The organism is Streptomyces sp. NPDC021115 (genome assembly GCF_044333065.1).
GTDB lineage: Bacteria > Actinomycetota > Actinomycetes > Streptomycetales > Streptomycetaceae > Streptomyces.
In genome coordinates this window covers 546693-567974 of sequence record NZ_JBIRQF010000003.1, presented here as the reverse complement: position 1 = coordinate 567974, position 21282 = coordinate 546693, and the positions used below count along the sequence as shown (strand labels likewise).

Below are 21282 nucleotides of genomic sequence, written 5' to 3'. Positions count from 1 at the left end.
GGTAGACGAACCGGCCGAGCCCGGACTGCGCGGTCGCGAAGATCGGGTCGGCCATGTCTTCCTGAGTGGCGGCCATGCTCAGGCCGCCCGAGCGGACCGCGTCGTACCCGGCGTCGAGACTGAGCTGCCTGACAAGGCGTTGGGCTTCGTCGTCACCGGACCACAGGTTGCTCGGCTGTACACGGGCGTCGGCGATCTGCCCGAAGAGAGGCGAAGTTGGTGTTGAACGCCTTCGCCGTCGGCCCGCCCGTCACCGACTTGACGTACTCGGCGTTGGAGGAGAACCCGGCCGGAGGCCGGGCACTGCCATAGAGGTTCGTGGCGTCGAGCACCGTCTTGCACTCAAGCCCGACGACGGATGACACCTCCACGGCGGTTCCCGGGACGGCGAGCAGCACCGCCTCCGAGGCGCCGACGTCGCCGCCTCCACGCCCCAGCCGCGTCACCTGGTGCCCGGCACGTTCCCACAGATCGGCCGGCCTCGCCGCCGTTGTTGCCTCGTCCGATCACGGTGATGTTCATGCTTCTCTCCTTGCCGGGCTGATGTGCTACGGAGGCCATCACGTCAAGCGAGACCGGATCCGGCCAGGCTCGGCCAGACTCGACGGGGCAGGTGAGAACGTCTCCCGTGGCGTGAAACGAAGCTACGGCGGCCATCCTGCGGGCGTCCAAGACTTGTCCGGACGCCGGGCAATAGGATTCGTCTATGGATGTCAGCCCCCGCGTCCTCCGCTACTTCATGGCCGTAGCCGAGGAACTCCACTTCGGCCGCGCAGCCACGCGTCTCTACATCTCCCAGCCGTCCCTGAGTCATCAGATCCGCAAGCTTGAGGAGACCCTCGAAACCCCGCTCTTTGTGCGTTCGAGCCGACGGGTGCAGCTCACCGCGGCGGGCCGGACGCTGGTTCACGAGGCGCCGATAGCGCTAGCTGCGCTGGAGCAAGCCGTGGAGCTCACCCGGCGGGCCGGGGCAGGGATCGCGACGACGATTCGGTTGGGCTATACGCCGGTCACGAGCTTCGACACGCTCACGGTGCTTCTGGATGCTCTCCAGGAAGACCACCCCGACTTCACGGTCGCCCCTCGAGAGTTCTTCAGCGCCGAGATTCCCGAACGGCTCTGTGCCGGCGACCTGGACATCGGTCTCGCCCTCTCACCGCAGCCGCTCGACGGGGTAGGTGGCGAGATTCTCCGTGAAGAGCCCGTTTCCGCGCTCCTCAGCACTCGCCATCGCCTCGCTGCCGCACCGACGATCCCGGTGACGGTCCTCCGCGACGAGACGCTGCAGCTGTTCCCTCGCCGTCTCGCGCCGGCGTACTACGACGGCATCGTCGCCGCGTGCCACGAAGCAGGCTTCTCACCTAAGATTTGCGCGTTCGAGGAACCGCCGGTGAACGCCATGCTCGCCCGGATCTCCAGCGGACGCGATGTCGGCCTGGCCCCTACATCGTTCGCCGAGCACGCCGCGAAGGCCAGCACCGGCATCATTCGTCGCGATGTCGTCGATCCGTCGATCGTGGCAGAACTCTCGGTGCTGTGGCCCGCGAAGGACCCGTCGCCCGCCATTGCGAGCGTCCTCGCCACCGCCCGACGATGCGCTGAACACAATGGATGGCTACGCAGCCCCATCACATAGCGCCTGAAGCTACGGCCCGCAGCCTCGATCACCGAAGCGCTCCGCCCCACAGTCACGGAGCTTTTCTCAACCTCACGCTGATGCGACGAGGTGAAGAGTCAGGCTTCGCATGCGATCAATTTTGATCATCTCAGGCCACGCCATGGGGCTATGACGGGTCGGCGGTCTCGATGATGTCGCGGAGTTGGGAGCGGGCCGTGACGCCGAGTTTGGGGAAGCTGCGGTAGAGGTGGGAACCCACGGTCCGGGGGGAGAGAAAGAGGCGTTCGCCGATTTCGCGGTTGCTGAGGCCCTTCGCGGCGAGGCGGATGATGTGCTGTTGCTGGGGTGTGAGGGAGGTGAGGGCGTCCGGGGTGGTGGGGGCCGGGTCGACGCCGGCGGCGCGGAGTTCGGCCCGGGCGCGGTCGGTCCAGGGGTGGGCGCCGAGGCGGTGGAACGTTTCCAGGGCGGCGTGGAGGTGGGGGCGGGCCTCGGCGATGCGGTGGGCGCGGCGCAGCCATTCGGCGTGGTCGAGGAGGATCTGGGCGCGTTCGAAGGGCCATTGGCGGCCTGCCGGGTCGGCGAGGGCCGAGGTGAAGTGCGGTTCCGCCCGGGGCGGGTCGAGGAGGGCGTGGGCGCGGTGGATGAGGGCGCGCATCCGGGGTGAGGCGTCGTCGGCGAGCCGCTTCTCGGTGCGTTCCACGATGGCGGCGGCCTCGGCGTGATGGCCGGTGCGTACGGCCGCGGCGGCGAGTTCGGCGAGCCCGGCGTGGGAGCAGGCGTAGTGGAAGGGGTCGCCGTCGGCCGTGAACAGCAGCCGGAACTGTTCGTACGCGGTGCTCTGGTCGCCCTCGGCGACGGCCGCCATGCCCAGCGCCCAGCGGGCGCGGACGGCGACCGCGCGGCTGCGGTCCGGGTCGACCAGGGACAGGGCGGCCGACGCGGCGGCGCGGGCCTCGGCGGTCTGTCCGGTGAGGGCCAGCGGGGCGGCTTCGAGGGTCCGTACGGCGGCTTCGAGGTGCGGCAGCCCGGCGACGGAGGAGGCGCTGTTCGCGGCGGTGAGCCGGGCCTGCGCCCAGAGCCCGTGGTCCAGGTAGGCCCACCCAGCGGTGCAGCCGAGGCCGGTGGGCAGGGAGCCGCGCAGCCGCCAGCGGTCGAGGGCTTCGTCGAAGATCCGTACCGCGAGGGCGGTCTCGTCGAGCAGCCAGGCCATCGCGCCGAGCGAGTTGAGCAGCGCCGGGTCGCCGTCCGCCCGCTCCACGAGCGCGGGGAGCGCCGCGGCGTGTTCGGAGCGGCGCTCGGTGGGGTCGGTCACGGTGCGGGTCCAGGTGTCGCCCTGCGCGCGTTCGCGGATGGCGGTCCTGTGGTCCTCGTCGCCGGAGTAGAACCCGGCCACGGACGCCAGGACGGTGGCCGTCCGGCGCAGCCGGGGGTCCTCCGCGGCCCGCGTCAGCAGCGTCACCGCGGTGTCGTGCTCGGCGCTGAGGGTGAGGACCTGCCCGACCCGCAGCGATGCCTCGGCCACCAGCGCCGGGTCGTCGGTGAGCGCCCGGGCCCGCGCGGCGAGTTCGCGCACCCAGTGCGGTTGGCCGGTGGCGACGGCCTCGCGGGCGGCCGCCACCAGGCGGCGGGCGCGGCTCAGCGGTGCGGGGCTCAGCTCGGCGGCGCGCTCCAGCGCGGTGACGGCGGCGGTGTACCCGCCGCGGGTACGGGCCCGGCCCGCGGACTCCTCCAGCGCGGCGGCGATCTCCTCGTCCGGGCCCTCCGCTGCGGCGGCCAAGTGCCAGGCGCGGCGGTCGGGTTCCCCGGTGAGCGCCGCGGCGAGCTCGCGGTGCGCCGCGCGCCGGGCGGCCAGCGGTACCGAGTGGTAGATCGCCGACCGGATCAGCGGGTGCCGGAAGCGGGCCCGCCGGGCGTCGCCGCCGCCGGTGATCCGGAGCAGCCCGGCGGCCTCGGCCGGGGCCAGCGCCTCGATCCGGCCCGCCACGGCCCGTTCGTCGGCGGCGACCAGGAGCAGCGCGCGGCGGGTGGCGTCGGGCAGGGCGTCGAGGTCGGCGGCGTAGAGCCGCATCAGGCGGTCGGTGGGCGGGAGGAGGTCTTCGGCGGTGGGGTCCGGGGAGTGCGCCCCGTCCGTCCCGTGTGCGCGGGCCAGTTCGACCAGGGCCAGCGGGTTTCCGGCGGCCTGGTCGAGGATGCGCATGCGGCGGCCGCCGGTGGGCGGATGCGGCTGCCGGTCCAGCAGTTGAACGGCGGCGGCGGTGTCCAGCGGGCCCAGCGTGAGCGTGGGGAATCCGGCGAACGCCGCCGGGGCGGCCGCGCCTCGCGTTCCCGCGAGTACGGCGAGGGGTCCGTCGTCGATGCGCCGGGCGGCGAAGGCCAGCGCCTCGAGGGAGCCGGTGTCGATCCACTGGAGATCGTCGACGAGCACGAGCAGCGGCGACCGCTGGGCCAGCTCGGACAGCAGGGCGAGCAGCGCGACGCCGAGGAGGAGTCGATCGGGTGGGCCGGGGCGGTTGCGGTCGGCGGCGAGGGCGGCGGCGCCGACGCCCCCGCCGTCGGCGGCTCGGGGGGCGGTGTCCGCGCGGCCGATGGCTCCGTGGCCCATGAGCCGGGGGCCGGCGCCCGCGATCCCAGGGCCCGGGATCCCGGCGCCAGGGTCCGCGGAACCGATCGCGCCGAGCAGGGCCGAGCGCTGGCGGGCGGGCAGGTGGGCGGTGTCGGCGAGGACCGGTCGGAGGAGCTGGTGCAGCCCGGCGAACGGCAGGTTCGCCTCGCTCTCGCTGCCCGTCATCCGCAGCACCCGGCCCCGGTGGCGGTCGGACGCCAGGCCGAGCAGGGTGCTCTTGCCCGCGCCGGGCTCCCCCGTCACGATCAGCACGCCGCTGGTCACACCGAGCACGGCCGCGCTCTCGCGCTCCCTCCCCACCATGGTCATCACCCGACTGTATCCCCCGGTGCAGTCATGTGACGGATACCGCCCGCCCGGGGCGGGGGAGCACGCTGGAACGCATGGACACGATGACACTTGGCAACGTCGAGATCACCCGCGTGGTCGAGTTGCCCACCAAGGGCCTCCCCCGCGATTTCATCTTTCCCGATGTGCCCGTGGAGCACTGGCACGCGCACGAGAGCTGGCTGGTGCCCGAGTTCCTGGATCCGGCCGCCGACGAGGTGCGCACGATGATCCAGACGTGGGTGCTGCGCAGCGAGGGGCGGACCATCCTCGTCGACACCGGCATCGGCAACGGCCGCGAGCGGCCGCACATGCCGTTCTTCCACCACCTGAACACCAACTACCTGAGCGAGCTGGCGGCGGCGGGCGTGCGGCCGGAGGACGTCGACACGGTGATCTGCACGCATGTGCACGGCGACCACGTCGGCTGGAACACCACGCTGGTCGACGGCGAGTACCGGCCGACCTTCCCCAACGCGCGGTACGTGATCTCACGCGCCGACTTCGACTACTGGAACCCGGAGAACGGCCACCGGACCCGCTCGGGCTCGCGCATGGCGAACGTGTTCGAGGACAGCGTGGCCCCGGTCCACCGGGCGGGGCAGACCGTGCTGTGGGAGGGCGACCACTACGACATCGACGCCCAGTTGCGCCTCGAACCCGCCCCCGGCCACACGCCGGGATCCGCCGTCGTACGGCTGCGGTCCGGCACGGACCGGGCGCTGTTCGCGGGCGACCTGCTGCACAGCCCGCTCCAGATCGCCGAGCCCGGCGACTGCCCCTGCTTCGACGAGGACGAGGCCCGGGCCCGGATCGCCCGGCGCCGGGTGCTGGAGTCGGCGGCGGACGAGGGTGCCCTGCTGTTCCCGGCGCACTTCCCCGGCCCGGGCGCGGCCGAAGTGCGGCGCGACGGCGGCCGTTTCGCGGTGAAGGAGTGGGCGGCATGGCGGTGAAGGTCTTCCGTGACATCCCGTACGCCAAAGCCCCGACCGGTGCCGCGCGGTTCGCGGCGCCGACACCGGTCGACGGCGTACGCGGGCTCGACGGCCCGGGGCCGACCGCCCCGGCCCCGGTGCGGCGGTTCCCGCTGGACCTGAGCCCGGTGATGGGTCCTGGCTGGGTGCGCGGCGACGACTATCTGACGGTCAACGTCTGGGCTCCGGAGGAACGGACCGACGGCCACGCACCGGTGATGGTGTTCCTGCACGGCGGTGGTTTCCTGTCCGGCACGGGCCAGGCGCCGGTGTACGACGGGACGTCCTTCGCCCGCGACGGCGTCGTCCTGGTCACGCTCAACTACCGGCTCGGCGCGCCCGGTTGGCTCGATCTGCCGGACGCGCCGCGCAACCGCGGCCTGCTGGACGTGCTCGCCGCGCTGCGGTGGGTGCGCGGGCACATCGCGGAGTTCGGCGGCGATCCGGACCGGGTCACGGTGTTCGGGCAGTCGGCGGGCGGGATGATCGTCAGCGCGCTGCTGGTGACGCCGGAGGCGTCCGGACTGTTCCGGCGCGCCATCAGCCAGAGCGGCGGACTGCACACGCTGACCGGCGCGGAGGCGGCGGAGACGACCCGGGCGCTGGCCGACCGGCTGGGGGTTCCGGCGACGGTGGCGGGGTTCGCCGACGTCCCCGATGAGCGGCTGGTGTCCGCGGTGGGCGAGCTGCCCGACCCCGGGGCGCGGGTCACCCCGTTCGGGGTGGTACTCGACGAGGTGTCCGAGGTGTCCCCGGTGGACCTCATGGTGGGCACGAACACCCAGGAATCGCGGCTCTATCAGCGGCCACAGCACAGTGCGGCCATCGACGCGATGTTCCGGGGCGGGAGCAGACGGCTGGTGTCGCTGCACGGCAAGGCGTTCGGTTACGACTTCGACTGGCGGGACGGCCCGTTCGGCGCCTGCCACACCGCGGAACTCCCGTTCGTGTTCGACAACACCGATCTGCCCGCGCTCCGTACGCCGGACGGGCTGCTCGGGCCGGACGTCCCGCCGTCGCTCGCCGCGGAGATGCACGGTGCGTGGGTGCGCTTCGCCACCACCGGGGATCCCGGCTGGTCAGGGACGCACCGGTTCGGCCGGTGAGCGTGGCGGCTCAGTGACCGTGGGGGCTCAGTAGCCGCGGCGGACGTTGTCCACGGCCGCCGCGTCGCGCCGCCGGTCCCGCCGCTGCCGCTCGGCCGCCAGCTCCGCGAGCGCGTCGTCGAGGGCGGTGAGCACACGCTCCACCGCGTCGTCGGACACCTTCATGTCCCCCTCGCCGCCCGGATCGCGGACCCCGATGGCCTCCGTCAGAGCAGCCAGCACGGGCTCGTCCGACCGCCCGCGGTGCGCCGCCCGCCGGCGGGCATCGGTGTCGACCAGGGCCAGTTCGCGGGTCCAGAACACCTTCCAGCGGCGGTTGCGCTGCCGGACGAGCTGCCCGTCCGCCTCCAGCGCGGACAGATAGGTGGCGGACAGCCCGCGGCCCCTGCGCCACAGCCAGTCGCCGATGGACTCGTACGGGGCCTCCCGGACGAGCGCCGAGGCCGCCTGGTGCAGCAGCGGGTCGGCGGGCGCGCCCGCGGGTCCCGGCACGATGCGCTCGCCGTCCAGGCCGGCCTCCTGGGCGCCCAGGAGGTCGATCAGCTCGGCTCCGGCGAGCGCGAGCGACAGATCGCCCCGCTCCACGAGGCGGCTGGGCTCCGCGTCCATGGTGACGATCATCAGGTCCCGCGGTGTGGTCATGAAAGGGCTCCCTGTCACGGCGACCGTTACGACCAGTGTCCTCCGGCGCTCGTACGGATGCATCCCTCCAGGTCGGGACTTGGCTTTCCGCGTCCGGGTGATCGAGACTGTCGTCATGCACATGGAACAGGGGTCGGACCAGGAGTATGTCGTCAAGACCGACCCGGGGGTGGTGGCCCGAGTGCGGGCCTCGTTGCTGCGTAGCCTGCCGGTGCAGGCGTGGGCCGGGGTGGGCGCCTCCGTGTTCGTCGTCGCCTCCCTGCTGACGATCCATCTCGTCTTGCTCAGCCACGGCCTCTCCTTCACCTGGCCCCTGCTGTCCCTGTGGTTGGTGCCGCTCTGGCTGTACGACTCCAAGCGCCGGTTCGCCGCACTGAAGCGGCTCAAGCAGACCTGGGCCACGAAGGAGATCTCCACGGTCGCGATGCGCGTCACTCCCGAGGGCCTGACCTGTGTCATCGACGCGGCGCCCGAGCCCGTCGTGCTCCCCTGGGCCGCGGTCACCCATGTCCAGGTGAAGGGCCGTGAACGCCTCACCGTGCTGCGGGTGGCACTCGCCCCCGGTGCCGCCACCGCCCCCGGGGCCACCGGGCTGGACCAGCCCGAGGCGCGGAGCCGGACGCGGCGGTCCTGGAAGGGCGTATCGCGGCTCCACCTCCCCGTGTTCGCCCGCCGCCAGTCGGTCAGCGAGATCGACCAGGCGGTCGGCCACTTCTCGGGCGGCCGCGTACGGGTGGGCTGAGTCAACGGCCGTACCCTCGCGCACCGTTGTGCGAACCCGCGAGTAACCGGCCGCGCCGGACGGCCTACGATCCATGCGGAAGGGATCGCCCCCGGAACCGGAGGAGAACGCCACGTGGCCGCGCAAGGTGTAGCACCCCAGACCGGGAGTGGGCCGGAGCCCCCCAACACCCCGCTCAACCAAGGACGACCGCACAGCGCCCGGATGTACGACTACTTCCTGGGCGGCAAGGACAACTACGTCGCCGACCGCCAGGCCGCCGCCAAGGTGCTCACGCTGTGGCCGGGCGTCATGGTCGCGGCGCGCACCAACCGGGCGTTCATGCAGCGCGCGGTCAGGTTCCTCGCCGCCGAGCGCGGCATCCGCCAGTTCCTCGACATCGGCACCGGCATTCCCACCCGGCCCAATCTGCACGAGGTCGCCCAGTCGGTGGCCCCGGAGTGCCGGGTGGTGTACGCCGACAACGACCCGATCGTGCTGGCCCACGCGCAGACGCTGCTCAGCAGCCGTCCCGAGGGGCGCACCGCGTACGTGGACGCCAATGTCGCCGACCCCGACACGATCCTCTCCTCCCCCGGCGTGACCGAAGTGCTGGACCTGTCCCAGCCGGTGGCCCTGAGCCTGTGCGCGCTGCTGCACTTCGTGCCGGACGACTGGGAACCGCACGGGATCGTGGGAAAGCTGGTCGACGCGCTCGCGCCCGGTTCGTACCTCGTCCTCAGCCACATCACCCCGGACTTCGACCCCGAGGCCACCCAGCGCACCGTGCAGATCTACCACAGCGGGGGAATTCAGGGGAAAATCCGCACCCGGGACGAGGTGGAACGATTCTTCACCGGTCTGGAGCTGATCGAGCCCGGACTGGTGGTGCCGCATCGCTGGCGCACCGATCTGGCCACCGGGGACCCGGGAGTGGAGACCGGCGACGTGACCGACGAAGAGGTGTCCTTCTGGGCCGGCGTCGCCCGTAAGCCGTAAGCACACACGCGCGGTTCCGCGTTCCTGTCTCGGCTGCCCCCCTCTTGAGGGGATTTACGTCAAGTCACCGTGCGTGCCCTCTTGGTTCGCTACTGTGACGGCATGAGCGCCAGGAACGTGGACCCCGCCGACGAGTGGCCGCTGCCTCCGCCCTGGATGTGGGGATGCGGCAAGTGCACCGAGCTGTACCGGGCGATGAAGCAGGCTCCCAAGCTGGTGGACGCCGCGCTGGAGGAGCTGGGGCCGGGGGTGGACTGCGATCCCCACGACTCCATCGTGTCGACCCAGATCCGGCTGGCCCGGCACATCGCCACCCGCCATGTCGCGGAGCTGCCCGAGGCCGACGATGACTGCGAGCGGTGCGTGTCGGACGCGTCCGGGAACCTTCCCGCGGTGCTCGCCCTGGAGCACCGGGCCCGCCATCTCTTCGCCCCGCCCAGCATCGTCGACATGCTGTAGCCGCCTGCCGGCCGCACGCCCCGGGGCGTGGCCCGTGCGGCTTCCCTGAGCTGTGACATTCTGGTGGGTGGGTGCCCTGCCACTCCTGGGCGGCGCGGTCCGGCTTCGCCGGATGCGGCACCCCTGCCCCCGCCGCCCGTGTTCCGGGGACTTCCACCTGCCCGTACCTGCGGCACGGAGGGGAGGCAGACGGGAACATGCCCCATGGTGCCGATGCGATGTCCCCGGCGCCGGACCCCACCGGGAGGGAGCGGGTCCTGGCGTTCGCCGGGGTCTCGCTGGCGGCCGTCTATGTGCTGGGCGAGGGGAGCGACGGCCTGCGGCTGGTCGAGACCGCGAACGCGGCCGGGGCCGCCGCGGCTTCCCCTGCCCTGCCGGAGCACTGCACGCTGTCCGACCGCTCCCCCGCCGCCGACGCGCTGTGCACCGGCCGCCCCCTGTGGCTGGACTCCGCGGGCATGGCCACGTACCAGCGGGAAGAGGCAGCCCAGCAGGACGGGTCGGCGACGCGGTGGCCCGGCGCCTCACTGGGCGCGCTGCCGCTCGGCGGCGAGGGCAGCAGGCTGGGCTGTCTGCTCATCGTGGGCAGCGCCACGGACGGCTTCGAGGCGGAGCAGCGGGGCTTTCTGCTGCGGTACGCCGACGCGATCGCCACCCGGCTGCGGGCGGCGGGCGCCTCCCGCCCGGCGAACTGCACCGGGGCGGCCAGGCTGCTGGGTCCGGCGTTGCGGAGTCTGCGGGTGGGATCGTTCGTCCTGCTGCCCGGCACCGGCCTGATCGAGGCGGACGCGACCCTGCTGGACCTGGTCGGTATCGCCCCGGACGACTTCGACGGCACGGTGGACACGCTGCTCGCGCGCACCGTGCCGGAGGATCTGCCCGCGCTGCTGTCGGTCGTCGAGCCGACCGCTCGGGTGGCCGGGGACCGCGAGCTGGAGTTCCGGATCCGCCACTCGACCGGCGAGGTGCGCTGGCTGCGGCTGAGCTGCCGGGTGGGGACCGATACGACGGGACGGCCCGAGCGTGTCGTGGGCGTGGTCACCAGCGCCGCCGCGCTGCGCTCGCGCGCCGACGACGTGTCCAGGGTGCAGTGGCTGACGACCGCACTGGACAACGCGATGACGGTCCGGGACGTGAGCCGGGTGGTGATCGCCGCACTGGGCGAGCCGCTGGGAGCGGACCGGGTGGCGCTCGCCGAGCTCCAGGCGGACCGGCTGGTGGTGGTGGGGCTCGATCCGCCGCAGGCCGACGCATGGCCGGAGCTGTGGCGTTCGGAATGGCAATCGGAGTGGCCCGACGTGTCCGTCCACGCCCTGCCGAGCCTGCGGGCCGCCCTGCTCGAGGGCCGTCCGAGGCTGTGGCCCGCGGGTGCGGCACTGGAGCCGGGGCTCGCTGGCATCGGCACCGGCGGGCTCGCCGTGCTGCCGCTCCCGGCCCACGGGCAGGTGGCGGGGGTCTGTCTGATCGGCTGGGACGCGCCGCATCCGTTCGGCCCCGAGGAGCGATCGCTGCTCACCGCGACCGCGGGGCTGGTCGGCCAGACCCTGATGCGGGCGCACGCGTATGACGCCGAGCAGGAGCTGGCCACGATGCTCCAGCGCTCGCTGCTGCCGCGCAGCCTGCCGCAGCTGCCCGGCGGAGTGGCGGTGGCCCGCTATCTGCCCGCGATGCGGGGACTCCAGGTGGGTGGTGACTGGTACGACGTCATCGCGCTCTCCGAGAGCCGGGTGGCGCTGGTCATCGGCGATGTGCAGGGGCACAGCGCCGCCGCCGCGACGATCATGGGCCAGATGCGGACGGCGGTCCGCGCGTACGCGGTGGAGGGGCATCCGCCGGACGTGGTGGTGTCCCACGCGAACCGGCTGCTGGTGGGCATGGAGACGGATCTGTTCGCCACCTGCGCCTATGTCGAGCTGGACATGGAGGAGGGCAACGCCTGGTTCGTCCGCGCCGGGCATCTGGCGCCGCTGATGCGCCTGCCGGACGGCACCACCGAGGAGGTGGTGGTCGAGGGCGGGCTGCCGCTGGGGGTCGTCGCGGACGCGGAGTTCCCCATGACGGCGGAGCCGCTGGCCCCGGGCACGGTCCTGGCGCTGCTCACGGACGGTCTGGTCGAGTCCTCGACGCTGCATCTCGACGAGGGCATGCGCCGGATGCGCGACGCGCTGGCCGCCGCCCCCGCGGATCTCGGGCGGATGGCGGACGCGCTGCTCCGGGTGGCCGACCGGCGGGACGACGACGTGGCGCTGCTGCTCCTGCGGTACGACGGCATGCGGGTCCGGCCCATCAGGGCCGGGTGGCTGGTGTGGCGGCTGCCCGACGCGGTGATGCACGCCCGCCGCTTCACCGCGCGCACACTGCGCTCGTGGGGCTTGGCGGACCAGGGCGATGTGACGCTGCTGGTCGTCTCCGAGCTGGTCACCAACGCGCTGATGCACACACACGGCACGGTCCGACTCGACCTCACGTACGCCGTGGACCGGCTGCGCGTCGCGGTGACCGACTCCTCCCCCCGGGCGCCCGCCAAGCCGGTGGTCACGGACTGGGAGGCGACCGGTGGCCGGGGGCTGCTGCTGGTCGAGGCGACGTCGGCGTCCTGGGGCTCCGTACCGGTCGGCGGCGGCAAGCAGGTGTGGAGCGAGATCGTCGTACCGCGCCGTGAGTCCGGTGACGCCGAGCCCGGTGCCGCCGGGCCAGACGACGCCGAGGCAGGTGACACCGAGCCCGGTGACAGCGGGCCCTGGCCCCGCGTCCGGCAAGGGGGTGGGTGAGATGAGGATGTCCCGTACGCGCGGCGCCGTCGCCGCCGTGGCCGCTGGGCTGCTGGCCGCGTCCCTGGCGAGCTGCGACGGGAACGGCGGGGCGCAGCACGGGAACGGCTTCACCGTCGGCCTGCTGCTGCCGAGCCAGCAGGTCACCCGGTACGAGAAGTCCGACCGCCCGCTGATCGAGCAGCGGGTGAAGGAGCTGTGCCCCGGCTGCACCGTGGACCACGCCAACGCGGGCGACGACGTGGCGAGCCAGCAGCGGCAGATGAACTCCATGATCACCAGGGGGGCGGGGGCGCTGATCCTCGACGCCGTGGACGCCAAGGCGCTGCGTTCCTCGGTGCAGGCGGCGCACAAGGCGGGCATCCCCGTGATCGCGTACGACCGGCTCGCGGAGGGCCCGATCTCGGGCTATGCCTCGTTCGACGGCGGACAGGTCGGCAGGCTCCAGGCCCGGGCGCTGCTGGCCGCCATGCGGGCTGAGGGGGACCGCCGCCAGATCGTGATGATGAACGGCGATCCGAGCAGCCCCAACGCGGTCTGGTTCAAGAAGGGCGCGATGTCGGTCCTCAAGGACAAGGTGCGGATCGGCAAGTCGTACGACGTGATCGAGTACCGGTCGGACAACGCGTACGCCAACATGCAGGCCGCCATCACCGCGCTGGGCCCGCACCGGATCGGCGGTGTCCTGGCGGTCAACGACACCGTCGCCACCGGTGCCATCTCGGCCCTGAAGTCCGCCCGGATCAGGCCGGTGCCGCCGGTCACGGGCCAGGACGCCGACCTCGACGCCGTGCAGCGCATCGTCAGCGGCGACCAGTACATGACCGTCTACAAGCCGTTCAGGGCCGAGGCACACGCCGCCGCCGCCATGGCCGTCGCCCTGGGGCGGGGCCAGAGCCTGCGCTCCATCGCCCCGACCACGGTCGACAACACCACCACCCGGAACATCCCGGCCTCCCTGCTCACCCCGATCCCCGTGACGGTGGCCAACATCAGGAAGACCGTGGTCAAGGACGGTGTGTACACGGTCGAGCAGATCTGCACGCCCAAGCTGCGGCCCGCCTGTGAGCGGGCCGGTCTCACCCGCTGAGGGAGGTGATTCCCCGTGCCGGTTCCGCCCCTGCTGTCGCTGCGCGGCGTGTCCAAGCGCTTCGGCGGCGTCCAGGCGCTGGTGGACGTCGACCTCCAGATCCGGGCCGGTGAGGTGGTCGCCCTGGTGGGCGACAACGGCGCCGGGAAGTCCACCCTGGTCAAGGTGATCGCCGGGGTCGGCCCGGCCGATCAGGGCGTCATCGAGTGGGAGGGCCACTCCGTCCTGATCAAGCGGCCGCATGACGCGCAGGCGCTGGGCATCGCGGCCGTCTACCAGGACCTCGCGATGTGCGAGAGCCTCGACGTCGTCGGCAATCTCTTCCTCGGCCGCGAGGTGCACCGCGCCGGAATCCTCGACGAGGTGGAGATGGAGCGGCGCGCCCGCGAGCTGATGCACACGCTGTCCATCCGCATCCCCGATGTGCGGGCCCCCGTCGCCGTCCTGTCCGGCGGCCAGCGGCAGGCCGTCGCGATCTCCCGCTCGCTGCTGGGCGCGCCCAAGGTGCTGCTGCTGGACGAGCCCACCGCGGCCCTGGGCGTCGAGCAGACCAGCCAGCTGCTGGACCTGATCGAGGAGCTGCGCGACCGCGGTCTCGGGGTGCTCCTCATCAGCCACAACATGGGGGACATCAAGGCCGTGGCGGACCGGGTGGCGGTGCTGCGGCTGGGGCGTAACAACGGGCTCTTCGAGGTGCCCACCACCACCCAGGAACGCATCATCTCCTCCATCACCGGCGCCGCCGACAACGCCGTGGCCCACCGCACGACCGGCGAGGAGGGGGCATGGCCGTAGGAGAGAACATCCGCGGGTACGCCGACGCGGTGCGGCACCGGCTGCACGGCGGCGAGGCGGCCCGGCGCGGGCCGCGGGTGGGTGAGCGCGGCCCGCTGCTGGTCGTCCTCGGTCTCGTGGTGATCTGGCTCGTCTTCCAGGGGCTGAACGCCAACTTCCTCTCACCGCGCAATCTGTCCGACCTCAGCGTGGACATCGCCGCCACCGGCCTGGTCGCGGTGGGGATCGTGTTCGTGCTGCTGATCGGCGAGATCGATCTGTCGGTGGGCTCGGTCAGCGGGCTGGCGGGCGCCGCGTTCGCCGTGCTGAACGTGAATCTGGGCATGCCGGAGTGGCTCGCCGTCATCGTGGCGGTGGCCGCGGGGACGGCCGTGGGCGCCGTGCACGGGTTCTTCTTCGCCCGGGTCGGGGTGCCCGCGTTCGTGGTGACCCTCGCGGGGCTGCTGGCCTGGAACGGGCTGACCCTCTACCTGCTGGGCGCGAGCGGCACGATCAACATCGACGAGAGCGGTCTGGTGGCCGCGCTGACCAGCCTCTACTTCAGCGGCGGCGTCATCGCGTACGGCCTGGCGGCGGTCGGCACGGCCGGGTACTTCCTGGCCGCGCGGCGGACCCGGCGGCGGCGCAAGGAGGCCGGGATGCCGTACCGGCCGGCGGCCGGGATCGGGGTGCGCACGGGGGTCCTGGCGGTGGTCGCCTTCGGCACCGCCCATGTGCTCAGCATGTTCCAGGGCGTACCGCTGGCCCTGCTGATCTTCCTGGCCGTGGTCGTCGGCTCGGATCTGCTGCTGCGCCGCACCCGCTCGGGGCGGAAGGTGTTCGCGGTGGGCGGCGGTGTGGAGGCGGCGCGGCGCGCCGGGGTGGACGTGGCGCGGGTGCGGATGGCGATGTTCATGGTGTCGGGGACGCTGGCGGCGATCGGCGGGCTGTTCGTGGCCTCGGGGCTGACCTCGGCGAGCCCCACGACGGCCCGCGCGGCGGGCTCCGGCATGCTGCTGATCAATGCGGTGGCCGCGGCGGTGATCGGCGGCACCAGCATGTTCGGCGGGCGCGGCTCGGCGTGGTCGGCGCTGCTCGGGGCGCTGGTCATCCAGTCGATCGCCTCGGGCATGGCGCTGCTGGGCATCCAGGACGCCGTGCAGTTCATAGTCACCGGCGGGGTGCTGCTGGCCGCCGTGGCCGCGGACTCGCTCACCCGGCGCGCGGCGCAGGCGCGCGGCCCCACCTGACGGTCGTCACGGTCCGGACGTGCCGCTATGCTGCATACGAACAGCTCATTACCGGGCAAGCCGGACATCTGACCGGGTGTTCCGGAGGGATCCGATGCGCTCACCATGACCATCGGAGTGCGATGAAACGTCTCGTTCTCACCCGCGCGGCCACGGCGGCCGCGCTCGCCGCGGCTCTGGCGGTCTCCGGCTGCCAGGGCACCGGCGTGCACGCTTCCCGCGGGGGGAAGGAGACCATCCATGTGCTCGCCACCAAAAATCCCCAGATGGTGACCCTGAAGCAGTACACGAAGAAGTATTTCACCGCGCGGACCGGCATCACCGTCGATTACACCCTGCTTCCGGAGAACCAGGCGCGGAACAGGATGAACAAGGAGTTCTCGCGGCAGGCCGGACACTACGACGTGGCGAGCGTGAGCGCGTACGAGGTGCCGTTCTACTCCAGGAACCACTGGCTCGCCCCGCTGGATTCCTATGAGAAGGCGGACAGGGCCTTCGACCAGAAGGACATCTTCCCCAGCCTGACCAGGGCCGTGACCGGCGCCGACGGGAAGATCTACGCCGAGCCCTTCTACGGCGAGGGCTCCTTCCTGATGTACCGCAAGGACCTCTTCCTCAAGACCGGGCTGACCATGCCGCGCGATCCGACCTGGAAGCAGGTCGCGTCGCTGGCGGCCAAGATCGACGGCACCGACGGGGCGAGCGGCATCTGCCTGCGCGGGCTGCCCGGCTGGGGCCAGAACCTCGCGCCCATCAACACCGTGGTGAACACCTTCGGCGGCTCCTGGTACGACATGCAGTGGAACGCCCGGCTCACCTCGCCGGAGTTCACCAAGGCGATCCAGTTCTATGTCGGCCTGGTGCGCAAGTACGGCGAGCCCGACGCCGCACACAAAGGCGTCTTGGAAATCCTCGCCGAGTTCTCGCAGGGCAAGTGCGCCATGATGTACGACGCCAGCTCGCTGGCGACGTCGATCGAGGCCGACGGCTCGGCGGTCAAGGGCAAGGTCGGCTACGTTCCCGCCCCGCACGAGGAAACCAAACGGGCGGGCTGGCTGTGGACCTGGGCCTGGGGCATCGAGAACGCGTCCAAGAAGAAGGACGCCGCCTGGAAGTTCATCTCCTGGGCCTCGTCGAAGCAGTACCAGGCGCAGATCGGCGGCGCCCTCGGCTGGAACGAGGCCCCGTCCGGGAGCAGGCAGTCGCTGTACTCCAACCCCAACTACCAGCGGGCGGCGGCCGCCTGGTACCGGCAGGAGTACGCGGCCGTCAAGGACTCCGCCGACCCCAGGAACCCGGGCGTGGGCCCGCGCCCGTACCAGGGCATCTCGTTCGTCGGCATCCCGCAGTTCGCCGACCTCGGCAACAAGGTGTCCGCGCAGATCAGCGCGGCCATCGCGGGAAAGCAGTCGGTGCGCACGGCCCTCCGGATCTCCCAGAAGCTCGCCCAGGACGCGGTGGCGGGCTACCGCCGCTGACCGCCGGGGTGGCGGTACGGCTATTCGGTGACCGACCAGCACGGCATGACACCGGCGATGTGGCAGGCCATGAAGTAGAGCGGGATCGGCGGCGTGTACGGGGAATCGCCCTCGGGATGGTGGATCAGGCGGAGGTTGCGGGACGCCCTGGCGCCACGCGGACCGCTCGGCGGCGCCACATACGCCCCGACCGAATAGCTGGTGACGGCCGGCCACACCAGCCCGACCTGCGATCCGGCGGGCACGATCCACCACCAGTGCTCATCACAGGCGAAGACACAGCCGATGCGGGGCAGCCGGTCCATGACCCGCTTCCCGTGCTCCGCGGACATCCCGACCGCGTCGTAGCCCAACCCGGCCGACAGGCCCGCGGGAAGAGCCAGCCGCCGCCCACGGCGCCCACTGCGCGGCAGCCCCGGCGGGCCGCTCGCGGGATGCGAGGACTGGGGTGACTGCGGGGACTTCTTCCGCGGCATGTGAGCCGAAGGCAGGGGGAGGGTGGGGGGAACCACGATCGGTCGCCTTTCGTCTGCCTGCGCACTGTGGGCAGCGCCGGTCCTGCACTGCCCGGTGCCTACCGACGTACACACGCGAACGTTCCGCCGCCGGGGAGCCGCACTTCGGTCGGCCCGTCCGACGCTTCCCCCGGCACCGCGGGCCAACTCCCGCGGAGTCACACAGTCGGTGACGGCATGTCCACTGTGTCATCTGCTATGAACGAGTTGCAAGAGGTAAATTGAAATTTGCAAGTCGTAGGATGCAGATGCGGCCACGACGGGTGATCGTGACAGACTGCGACCGTGGAACGCGGCGTGAGGAGGCAGGGAGTGGCGGCGGAATCCGCATGGGGCGGCGCTCCCTCCGTCCTCCGCATGATCCTCGGCAAACAGCTGGAGGAGCTGCGGACCCGGGCCGAACTCAGCTACGACGAGGCGGGCGCGGCGATCGGCGTCAGCCACTCGACGATCCGCCGGATGGAAGCCGCGAAGGTGGCCCGGCTCCGGCTCGCGGACGTCGAGAAGCTGCTCCAGACGTACGGCGTCACGGACCAGCACGAGATCGACACCTTTCTGAAGTCGGTCCGCGAGGCCAACAAGCGCGGCTGGTGGCATGTCTACCGCGATGTGATGCCGGACTGGTTCGCCGCGTATCTGAGCCTGGAGCAGGCGGCGCTCCAGATACGCGCGTACGAGCCGCAGTTCGTCCACGGCCTGCTCCAGACCGAGGACTACGCCCGCGCCCTGCTGAGCGCGGGCAATCCGCATGTTCCCGCCGAGGCCACCGAGCGCCGGGTCGCGCTGCGCATGCGGCGCCAGGAGCTGCTGTCCAGCGAGTCCCCGCCCCGGCTGTGGGTCGTGATGGACGAGACCGTGCTGCGGTGGCCGGTCGGGGGCGCGGCCGTGATGCGCGCCCAGATCGACCATCTGCTCGCGGTGAACGCGCTGCCGCATGTGACCCTCCAGATCATGCCGTTCGACAACGGCCCGCATCCGGCGATGCCCGCCGGCGCGTTCCATGTCTTCCGGTTCCGGGCCGCCGAGTTGCCTGACATCGTCTACTCGGGCGGGCTGATCGGAGCGGTCTATCTGGACAAGGCCGACGACGTGGTGGTGTACCGCGAGGCCCTGGACCGGGTGAGCGCCCAGTCGGGGCCCGCCCAGAAGACCGAGGCCCTGCTCAGCGAGATCCGCGAGGAGCTGTGACGGGCCCGGGACATGTGACCGACGTTTCGATGGGAGGGGCGGGCGTTGCGCGACAACGGATGGCCGGCCGAACGGATTGACACCGAGAGCGCACACTCGGCGCGGATCTACGACTACATCATCGGGGGCAAGGACTTCTACCCCGCCGACAAGGAAGCGGGCGACGCGATGGCGCGGGAGTGGCCCGCCCTGCCGATCCACATGCGGGCCAACCGCGACTTCATGAACCGGGCCGTGCGCTATCTGGCGGAGGAGGCGGGCATCCGGCAGTTCCTCGACATCGGAACGGGCATCCCCACCTCCCCGAATCTGCATGAGATCGCCCAGGCGGTCGCCCCGGACTCCCGGGTCGTGTACGTGGACAACGACCCGATCGTCCTCACCCTGTCCCAGGGCCTGCTGTCCAGCACGCCCGAGGGGAAGACCACGTACGTCGAGGCGGACATGCGCGATCCCGCCGCCATCCTGAACGCACCGGAGCTGCGCGACACCCTCGACCTCGGCAAGCCGGTCGCCCTGACGGTCATCGCCATAGTCCACTTCGTCCTCGACGAGGACGACGCCTACGGCATCGTCAACCGCCTGCTGGAGCCGCTGCCTTCGGGCAGCTACCTGGCGATGTCCGTCGGCACCGCCGACTTCGCCCCGGAGGAGGTGGGCCGCGTCGCCCGCGAGTACGCGGCGCGGGACATGCCCATGCGGCTGCGCACCGAGGCGGAGGCCGCGCGGTTCTTCGACGGGCTGGAGCTGGTCGAGCCCGGCGTCGCCCAGGTGCACAAGTGGCATCCGGACGCGAAGAGCGGCGAGGGCATCAAGGACGAGGACATCGCCATGTACGGAGCGGTCGCCCGCAAACCGTAGCGCGGTCTCAGCCGGGCTCAGCCCTCGGCGTCGTGCACGAGCAGCGCGATCTGGACGCGGTTGTTGAGGTCGAGCCGGGTCAGGATCCGCGACACGTGTGCCTTCACCGTGGGCAGCGCGAGGTGCAGTTCGCGCGCGATCTCCGCGTTGGAGCGGCCGCGTCCGACCGCCCGGGCCACCTCGCGCTCCCGCTCGCCCAGGAGCGCCAGCCGGGCCCGGGCGGTGGCGGCCCGGTCCTCCTGTCCGCCGTCCCCCGTCACCTGCTCGATGAGGCGGCGGGTGACGGCGGGCGACAGCACCGGGTCCCCCGCCGCCACCGTCCTGATGGCCGCCACGATGTCCTGCGGCGGGGTGTCCTTGAGGAGGAATCCGGCAGCTCCGGCGCGCAGCGCCCGCAGCACATGGCCGTCGGTGTGAAAGGTGGTCAGCACCAGGACCTCCGGGGCACCGGGCCGGGCCCGCAGCTCCCGGGTGGCGGTCAGCCCGTCGACACCCGGCATCCGGATGTCCATCAGCACCAGATCCGGCCCGTGTGCGGCGGCCAGGGCGGGCACCTCGGCTCCGTCGGCTGCCTCCGCCACGATCTCGATGTCCGGGGCGCCGCCCAGCATCAGGCGCAGCCCGGCCCGTACGATCGCGTCGTCGTCGACGAGCAGGACGCGGATCACCAGCACGCCCCCCTTTCCTGTGTCACCCCTGACCGGTGGCGGCCACGGTGTCCGCCGCGGGCCAGGGTAGCCAGGCGCGCACCCGGAAGCCGTCGTCGGCGGGTCCCGCGGTCAGCTCGCCACCCGCCAGCCGGGCCCGTTCCGCGAGCCCGACCAGCCCCTGTCCGCCGCCCGCACCACCGGCCGTGGCCGGGTCCGGGGCCGGTGCGGGTGGGGATGTGGTGTGGACCTCGACCGTCAGCCGGTCCGCCGGGGTCCCGGCCAGCCGAATCGTGACGGCCGCGCCGGGCGCGTGCTTGCGCGCGTTGGTCAGGCACTCCTGCACGATCCGGTACGCGGTGCGGCCCACCACCGGTGGCGGCGCCGGGCCGCCCGGCGGCCCGGTCAGCTCGATCCGGCCGCCCGCCGCGCGCGCCTCGGCCACCAGCCGGTCCAGGTCGGCCAGTTCGGGCTGGGGCCGCTCGCCCTCGGCACCGCCGCGCAGCACCCCGATGACCTCGCGCAGATCGCTCAGCGCCAGATGGGCGCTCTCCCGGATCACCGCGGCGGCCCGTGCGATCTCGGTCCTCGGCGCGCTCGTATGGAACTCCAGCGCCCCGGCGTGCACGCTCAGCAGGGTCAGCCGGTGGCCGAGCGCGTCGTGCATCTCGCGGGCGATCTCCTCCCGTGCCTCCCGCCGGGCCTGTTCGGCGCGCAACTCCGCGTCGGCCTCGGCGAGTTCGGCGCGTTCCCGCAGCGAGGCGATGAGCTGCTGCCGGGACCGGCGGAACAGCCCCCAGCCGATGGCCCCGGCGATGAGCGCGAAGTACGTCACGGCGGAGTCCGCCCGGTCCCCGGGCAGCTCCGGCAGCTGCCACAGGAAGGCGGGGAGCGGAGCGAAGGCCACCGCCGCCACCCACGCCGTGGCGCGCCAGGGCCGGGTGGCGGCCACCGTGAACACCGCCACCATCGCGGGCCCGGTCATGTAGTGCGACAGCTGGCTGCCCGCCAGCAGCAGCGCCACGGCCAGCCATACGGGCCATCTGCGCCGCAGCAGCACCGCCGCGCATCCCAGCCCGCCGGCCGCCTGCTCGGCGGCCCGCCATGCGGGGCTCATGTCCTCCGGGACCGGCACGGACGGCGAGCTGACGACGGCGAAGCAGGCGGCGAAGAGGAACAGCCCCAGGTCGGCGGCCCAGTCCCGGCGGGTGCGGTGGATACGGCGCATATCCCGGCAAT

At 72.3% G+C, this 21282-nt stretch carries 19 protein-coding genes; 13 read left to right on the top strand and 6 right to left on the bottom strand.

The genetic code is table 11. The features are described 5' to 3' along the window. Window positions 1–152 precede the first annotated feature (152 nt). The gene (locus tag ACH4TL_RS12510) at window positions 153–398 is read right to left on the bottom strand and encodes a hypothetical protein (protein ID WP_398318139.1); all 246 of its coding nucleotides are present in this window, start codon (window positions 396–398) and stop codon (window positions 153–155) included. 308 nt (window positions 399–706) lie between these two features. On the opposite strand from ACH4TL_RS12510, the gene ACH4TL_RS12505 reads away from it, so the two are divergent. Further along, entirely contained in the window at window positions 707–1636 is a 930-nt protein-coding gene (locus ACH4TL_RS12505; RefSeq protein ID WP_398318142.1) for a LysR substrate-binding domain-containing protein, read from the top strand. Between the two features lie 148 nt (window positions 1637–1784). Here ACH4TL_RS12505 and ACH4TL_RS12500 read toward each other — a convergent pair whose 3' ends face one another. Further along, the gene (locus ACH4TL_RS12500) at window positions 1785–4550 is read right to left on the bottom strand and encodes an AAA family ATPase (RefSeq protein ID WP_398318145.1); all 2766 of its coding nucleotides are present in this window, start codon (window positions 4548–4550) and stop codon (window positions 1785–1787) included. A gap of 74 nt (window positions 4551–4624) precedes the next feature. On the opposite strand from ACH4TL_RS12500, the gene ACH4TL_RS12495 reads away from it, so the two are divergent. After that, the gene (locus ACH4TL_RS12495; protein WP_398318147.1) at window positions 4625–5521 is read left to right on the top strand and encodes an MBL fold metallo-hydrolase; all 897 of its coding nucleotides are present in this window, start codon (window positions 4625–4627) and stop codon (window positions 5519–5521) included. Beyond that, window positions 5512–6648: a carboxylesterase/lipase family protein gene (locus tag ACH4TL_RS12490; RefSeq protein ID WP_398318149.1), complete on the top strand. Its 1137-nt coding sequence runs from the start codon at window positions 5512–5514 to the stop codon at window positions 6646–6648. The genes ACH4TL_RS12495 and ACH4TL_RS12490 overlap by 10 nt, the downstream gene beginning before the upstream one ends. Window positions 6649–6675: 27 nt before the next feature. Here the strand turns inward: ACH4TL_RS12490 and ACH4TL_RS12485 are convergent, their stop codons facing one another. Next, complete coding sequence (locus tag ACH4TL_RS12485; protein WP_398318151.1) at window positions 6676–7290, bottom strand: GPP34 family phosphoprotein; 615 nt, start codon at window positions 7288–7290, stop codon at window positions 6676–6678. A 115-nt stretch (window positions 7291–7405) separates the two neighbouring features. Between ACH4TL_RS12485 and ACH4TL_RS12480 the strand changes: the two genes are divergently transcribed. The 8 genes from ACH4TL_RS12480 to ACH4TL_RS12445 all read left to right on the top strand — a co-directional run bounded on the left by ACH4TL_RS12480 (window position 7406) and on the right by ACH4TL_RS12445 (window position 16832). After that, a complete protein-coding gene (locus tag ACH4TL_RS12480; RefSeq protein WP_398318153.1) occupies window positions 7406–8032 on the top strand; it encodes a hypothetical protein in 627 nt (208 codons plus the stop codon). Between the two features lie 114 nt (window positions 8033–8146). Further along, window positions 8147–9010, top strand: a complete 864-nt coding sequence (locus ACH4TL_RS12475; protein WP_398318156.1) for an SAM-dependent methyltransferase — start codon at window positions 8147–8149, stop codon at window positions 9008–9010. Between the two features lie 102 nt (window positions 9011–9112). Beyond that, window positions 9113–9469, top strand: a complete 357-nt coding sequence (locus tag ACH4TL_RS12470; RefSeq protein WP_398318158.1) for a hypothetical protein — start codon at window positions 9113–9115, stop codon at window positions 9467–9469. A gap of 197 nt (window positions 9470–9666) precedes the next feature. Beyond that, entirely contained in the window at window positions 9667–12240 is a 2574-nt protein-coding gene (locus tag ACH4TL_RS12465) for a SpoIIE family protein phosphatase (protein ID WP_398318161.1), read from the top strand. Window position 12241: 1 nt separating this feature from the next. Beyond that, entirely contained in the window at window positions 12242–13330 is a 1089-nt protein-coding gene (locus ACH4TL_RS12460) for a sugar ABC transporter substrate-binding protein (protein WP_398318164.1), read from the top strand. A gap of 15 nt (window positions 13331–13345) precedes the next feature. Then, the gene (locus ACH4TL_RS12455; RefSeq protein WP_398318167.1) at window positions 13346–14125 is read left to right on the top strand and encodes an ATP-binding cassette domain-containing protein; all 780 of its coding nucleotides are present in this window, start codon (window positions 13346–13348) and stop codon (window positions 14123–14125) included. Next, window positions 14116–15354, top strand: a complete 1239-nt coding sequence (locus ACH4TL_RS12450; protein ID WP_398318170.1) for a sugar ABC transporter permease — start codon at window positions 14116–14118, stop codon at window positions 15352–15354. Before ACH4TL_RS12455 ends, ACH4TL_RS12450 begins: the two co-directional genes overlap by 10 nt. Window positions 15355–15476: 122 nt before the next feature. Continuing rightward, entirely contained in the window at window positions 15477–16832 is a 1356-nt protein-coding gene (locus ACH4TL_RS12445) for an ABC transporter substrate-binding protein (protein WP_398318173.1), read from the top strand. A gap of 20 nt (window positions 16833–16852) precedes the next feature. Here ACH4TL_RS12445 and ACH4TL_RS12440 read toward each other — a convergent pair whose 3' ends face one another. Beyond that, on the bottom strand, window positions 16853–17308 hold the full coding sequence (locus ACH4TL_RS12440) for a hypothetical protein (RefSeq protein WP_398318176.1): 456 nt from the start codon (window positions 17306–17308) through the stop codon (window positions 16853–16855). Window positions 17309–17659: 351 nt separating this feature from the next. Between ACH4TL_RS12440 and ACH4TL_RS12435 the strand changes: the two genes are divergently transcribed. Together ACH4TL_RS12435 and ACH4TL_RS12430 are read left to right on the top strand one after the other, a co-directional pair. After that, window positions 17660–18535 carry a helix-turn-helix domain-containing protein gene (locus ACH4TL_RS12435; protein WP_398318179.1) on the top strand — a complete coding sequence of 292 codons (876 nt, stop codon included), beginning with the start codon at window positions 17660–17662 and terminating at the stop codon, window positions 18533–18535. Between the two features lie 45 nt (window positions 18536–18580). After that, entirely contained in the window at window positions 18581–19396 is an 816-nt protein-coding gene (locus ACH4TL_RS12430; protein WP_398318182.1) for an SAM-dependent methyltransferase, read from the top strand. Window positions 19397–19413: 17 nt separating this feature from the next. Here ACH4TL_RS12430 and ACH4TL_RS12425 read toward each other — a convergent pair whose 3' ends face one another. Together ACH4TL_RS12425 and ACH4TL_RS12420 are read right to left on the bottom strand one after the other, a co-directional pair. Further along, window positions 19414–20007, bottom strand: a complete 594-nt coding sequence (locus ACH4TL_RS12425) for a response regulator (protein ID WP_398318702.1) — start codon at window positions 20005–20007, stop codon at window positions 19414–19416. Between the two features lie 79 nt (window positions 20008–20086). Continuing rightward, complete coding sequence (locus ACH4TL_RS12420) at window positions 20087–21271, bottom strand: sensor histidine kinase (RefSeq protein ID WP_398318185.1); 1185 nt, start codon at window positions 21269–21271, stop codon at window positions 20087–20089. Between the last annotated feature and the right edge of the window lie 11 nt (window positions 21272–21282).

What these genes read in the sequence shown, in the direction of transcription:
- ACH4TL_RS12505 (WP_398318142.1), top strand. Translation starts at nt 707, where the DNA reads ATGGATGTCAGCCCCCGCGTCCTCCGCTACTTCATGGCCGTAGCCGAG.
- ACH4TL_RS12500 (WP_398318145.1), bottom strand. Translation starts at nt 4,550, where the DNA reads ATGACCATGGTGGGGAGGGAGCGCGAGAGCGCGGCCGTGCTCGGTGTG.
- ACH4TL_RS12495 (WP_398318147.1), top strand. Translation starts at nt 4,625, where the DNA reads ATGGACACGATGACACTTGGCAACGTCGAGATCACCCGCGTGGTCGAG.
- ACH4TL_RS12490 (WP_398318149.1), top strand. Translation starts at nt 5,512, where the DNA reads ATGGCGGTGAAGGTCTTCCGTGACATCCCGTACGCCAAAGCCCCGACC.
- ACH4TL_RS12485 (WP_398318151.1), bottom strand. Translation starts at nt 7,290, where the DNA reads ATGACCACACCGCGGGACCTGATGATCGTCACCATGGACGCGGAGCCC.
- ACH4TL_RS12480 (WP_398318153.1), top strand. Translation starts at nt 7,406, where the DNA reads ATGCACATGGAACAGGGGTCGGACCAGGAGTATGTCGTCAAGACCGAC.
- ACH4TL_RS12470 (WP_398318158.1), top strand. Translation starts at nt 9,113, where the DNA reads ATGAGCGCCAGGAACGTGGACCCCGCCGACGAGTGGCCGCTGCCTCCG.
- ACH4TL_RS12465 (WP_398318161.1), top strand. Translation starts at nt 9,667, where the DNA reads ATGCCCCATGGTGCCGATGCGATGTCCCCGGCGCCGGACCCCACCGGG.
- ACH4TL_RS12460 (WP_398318164.1), top strand. Translation starts at nt 12,242, where the DNA reads ATGAGGATGTCCCGTACGCGCGGCGCCGTCGCCGCCGTGGCCGCTGGG.
- ACH4TL_RS12450 (WP_398318170.1), top strand. Translation starts at nt 14,116, where the DNA reads ATGGCCGTAGGAGAGAACATCCGCGGGTACGCCGACGCGGTGCGGCAC.
- ACH4TL_RS12445 (WP_398318173.1), top strand. Translation starts at nt 15,477, where the DNA reads ATGAAACGTCTCGTTCTCACCCGCGCGGCCACGGCGGCCGCGCTCGCC.
- ACH4TL_RS12440 (WP_398318176.1), bottom strand. Translation starts at nt 17,308, where the DNA reads ATGCCGCGGAAGAAGTCCCCGCAGTCACCCCAGTCCTCGCATCCCGCG.
- ACH4TL_RS12425 (WP_398318702.1), bottom strand. Translation starts at nt 20,007, where the DNA reads ATGCTGGGCGGCGCCCCGGACATCGAGATCGTGGCGGAGGCAGCCGAC.
- ACH4TL_RS12420 (WP_398318185.1), bottom strand. Translation starts at nt 21,271, where the DNA reads ATGCGCCGTATCCACCGCACCCGCCGGGACTGGGCCGCCGACCTGGGG.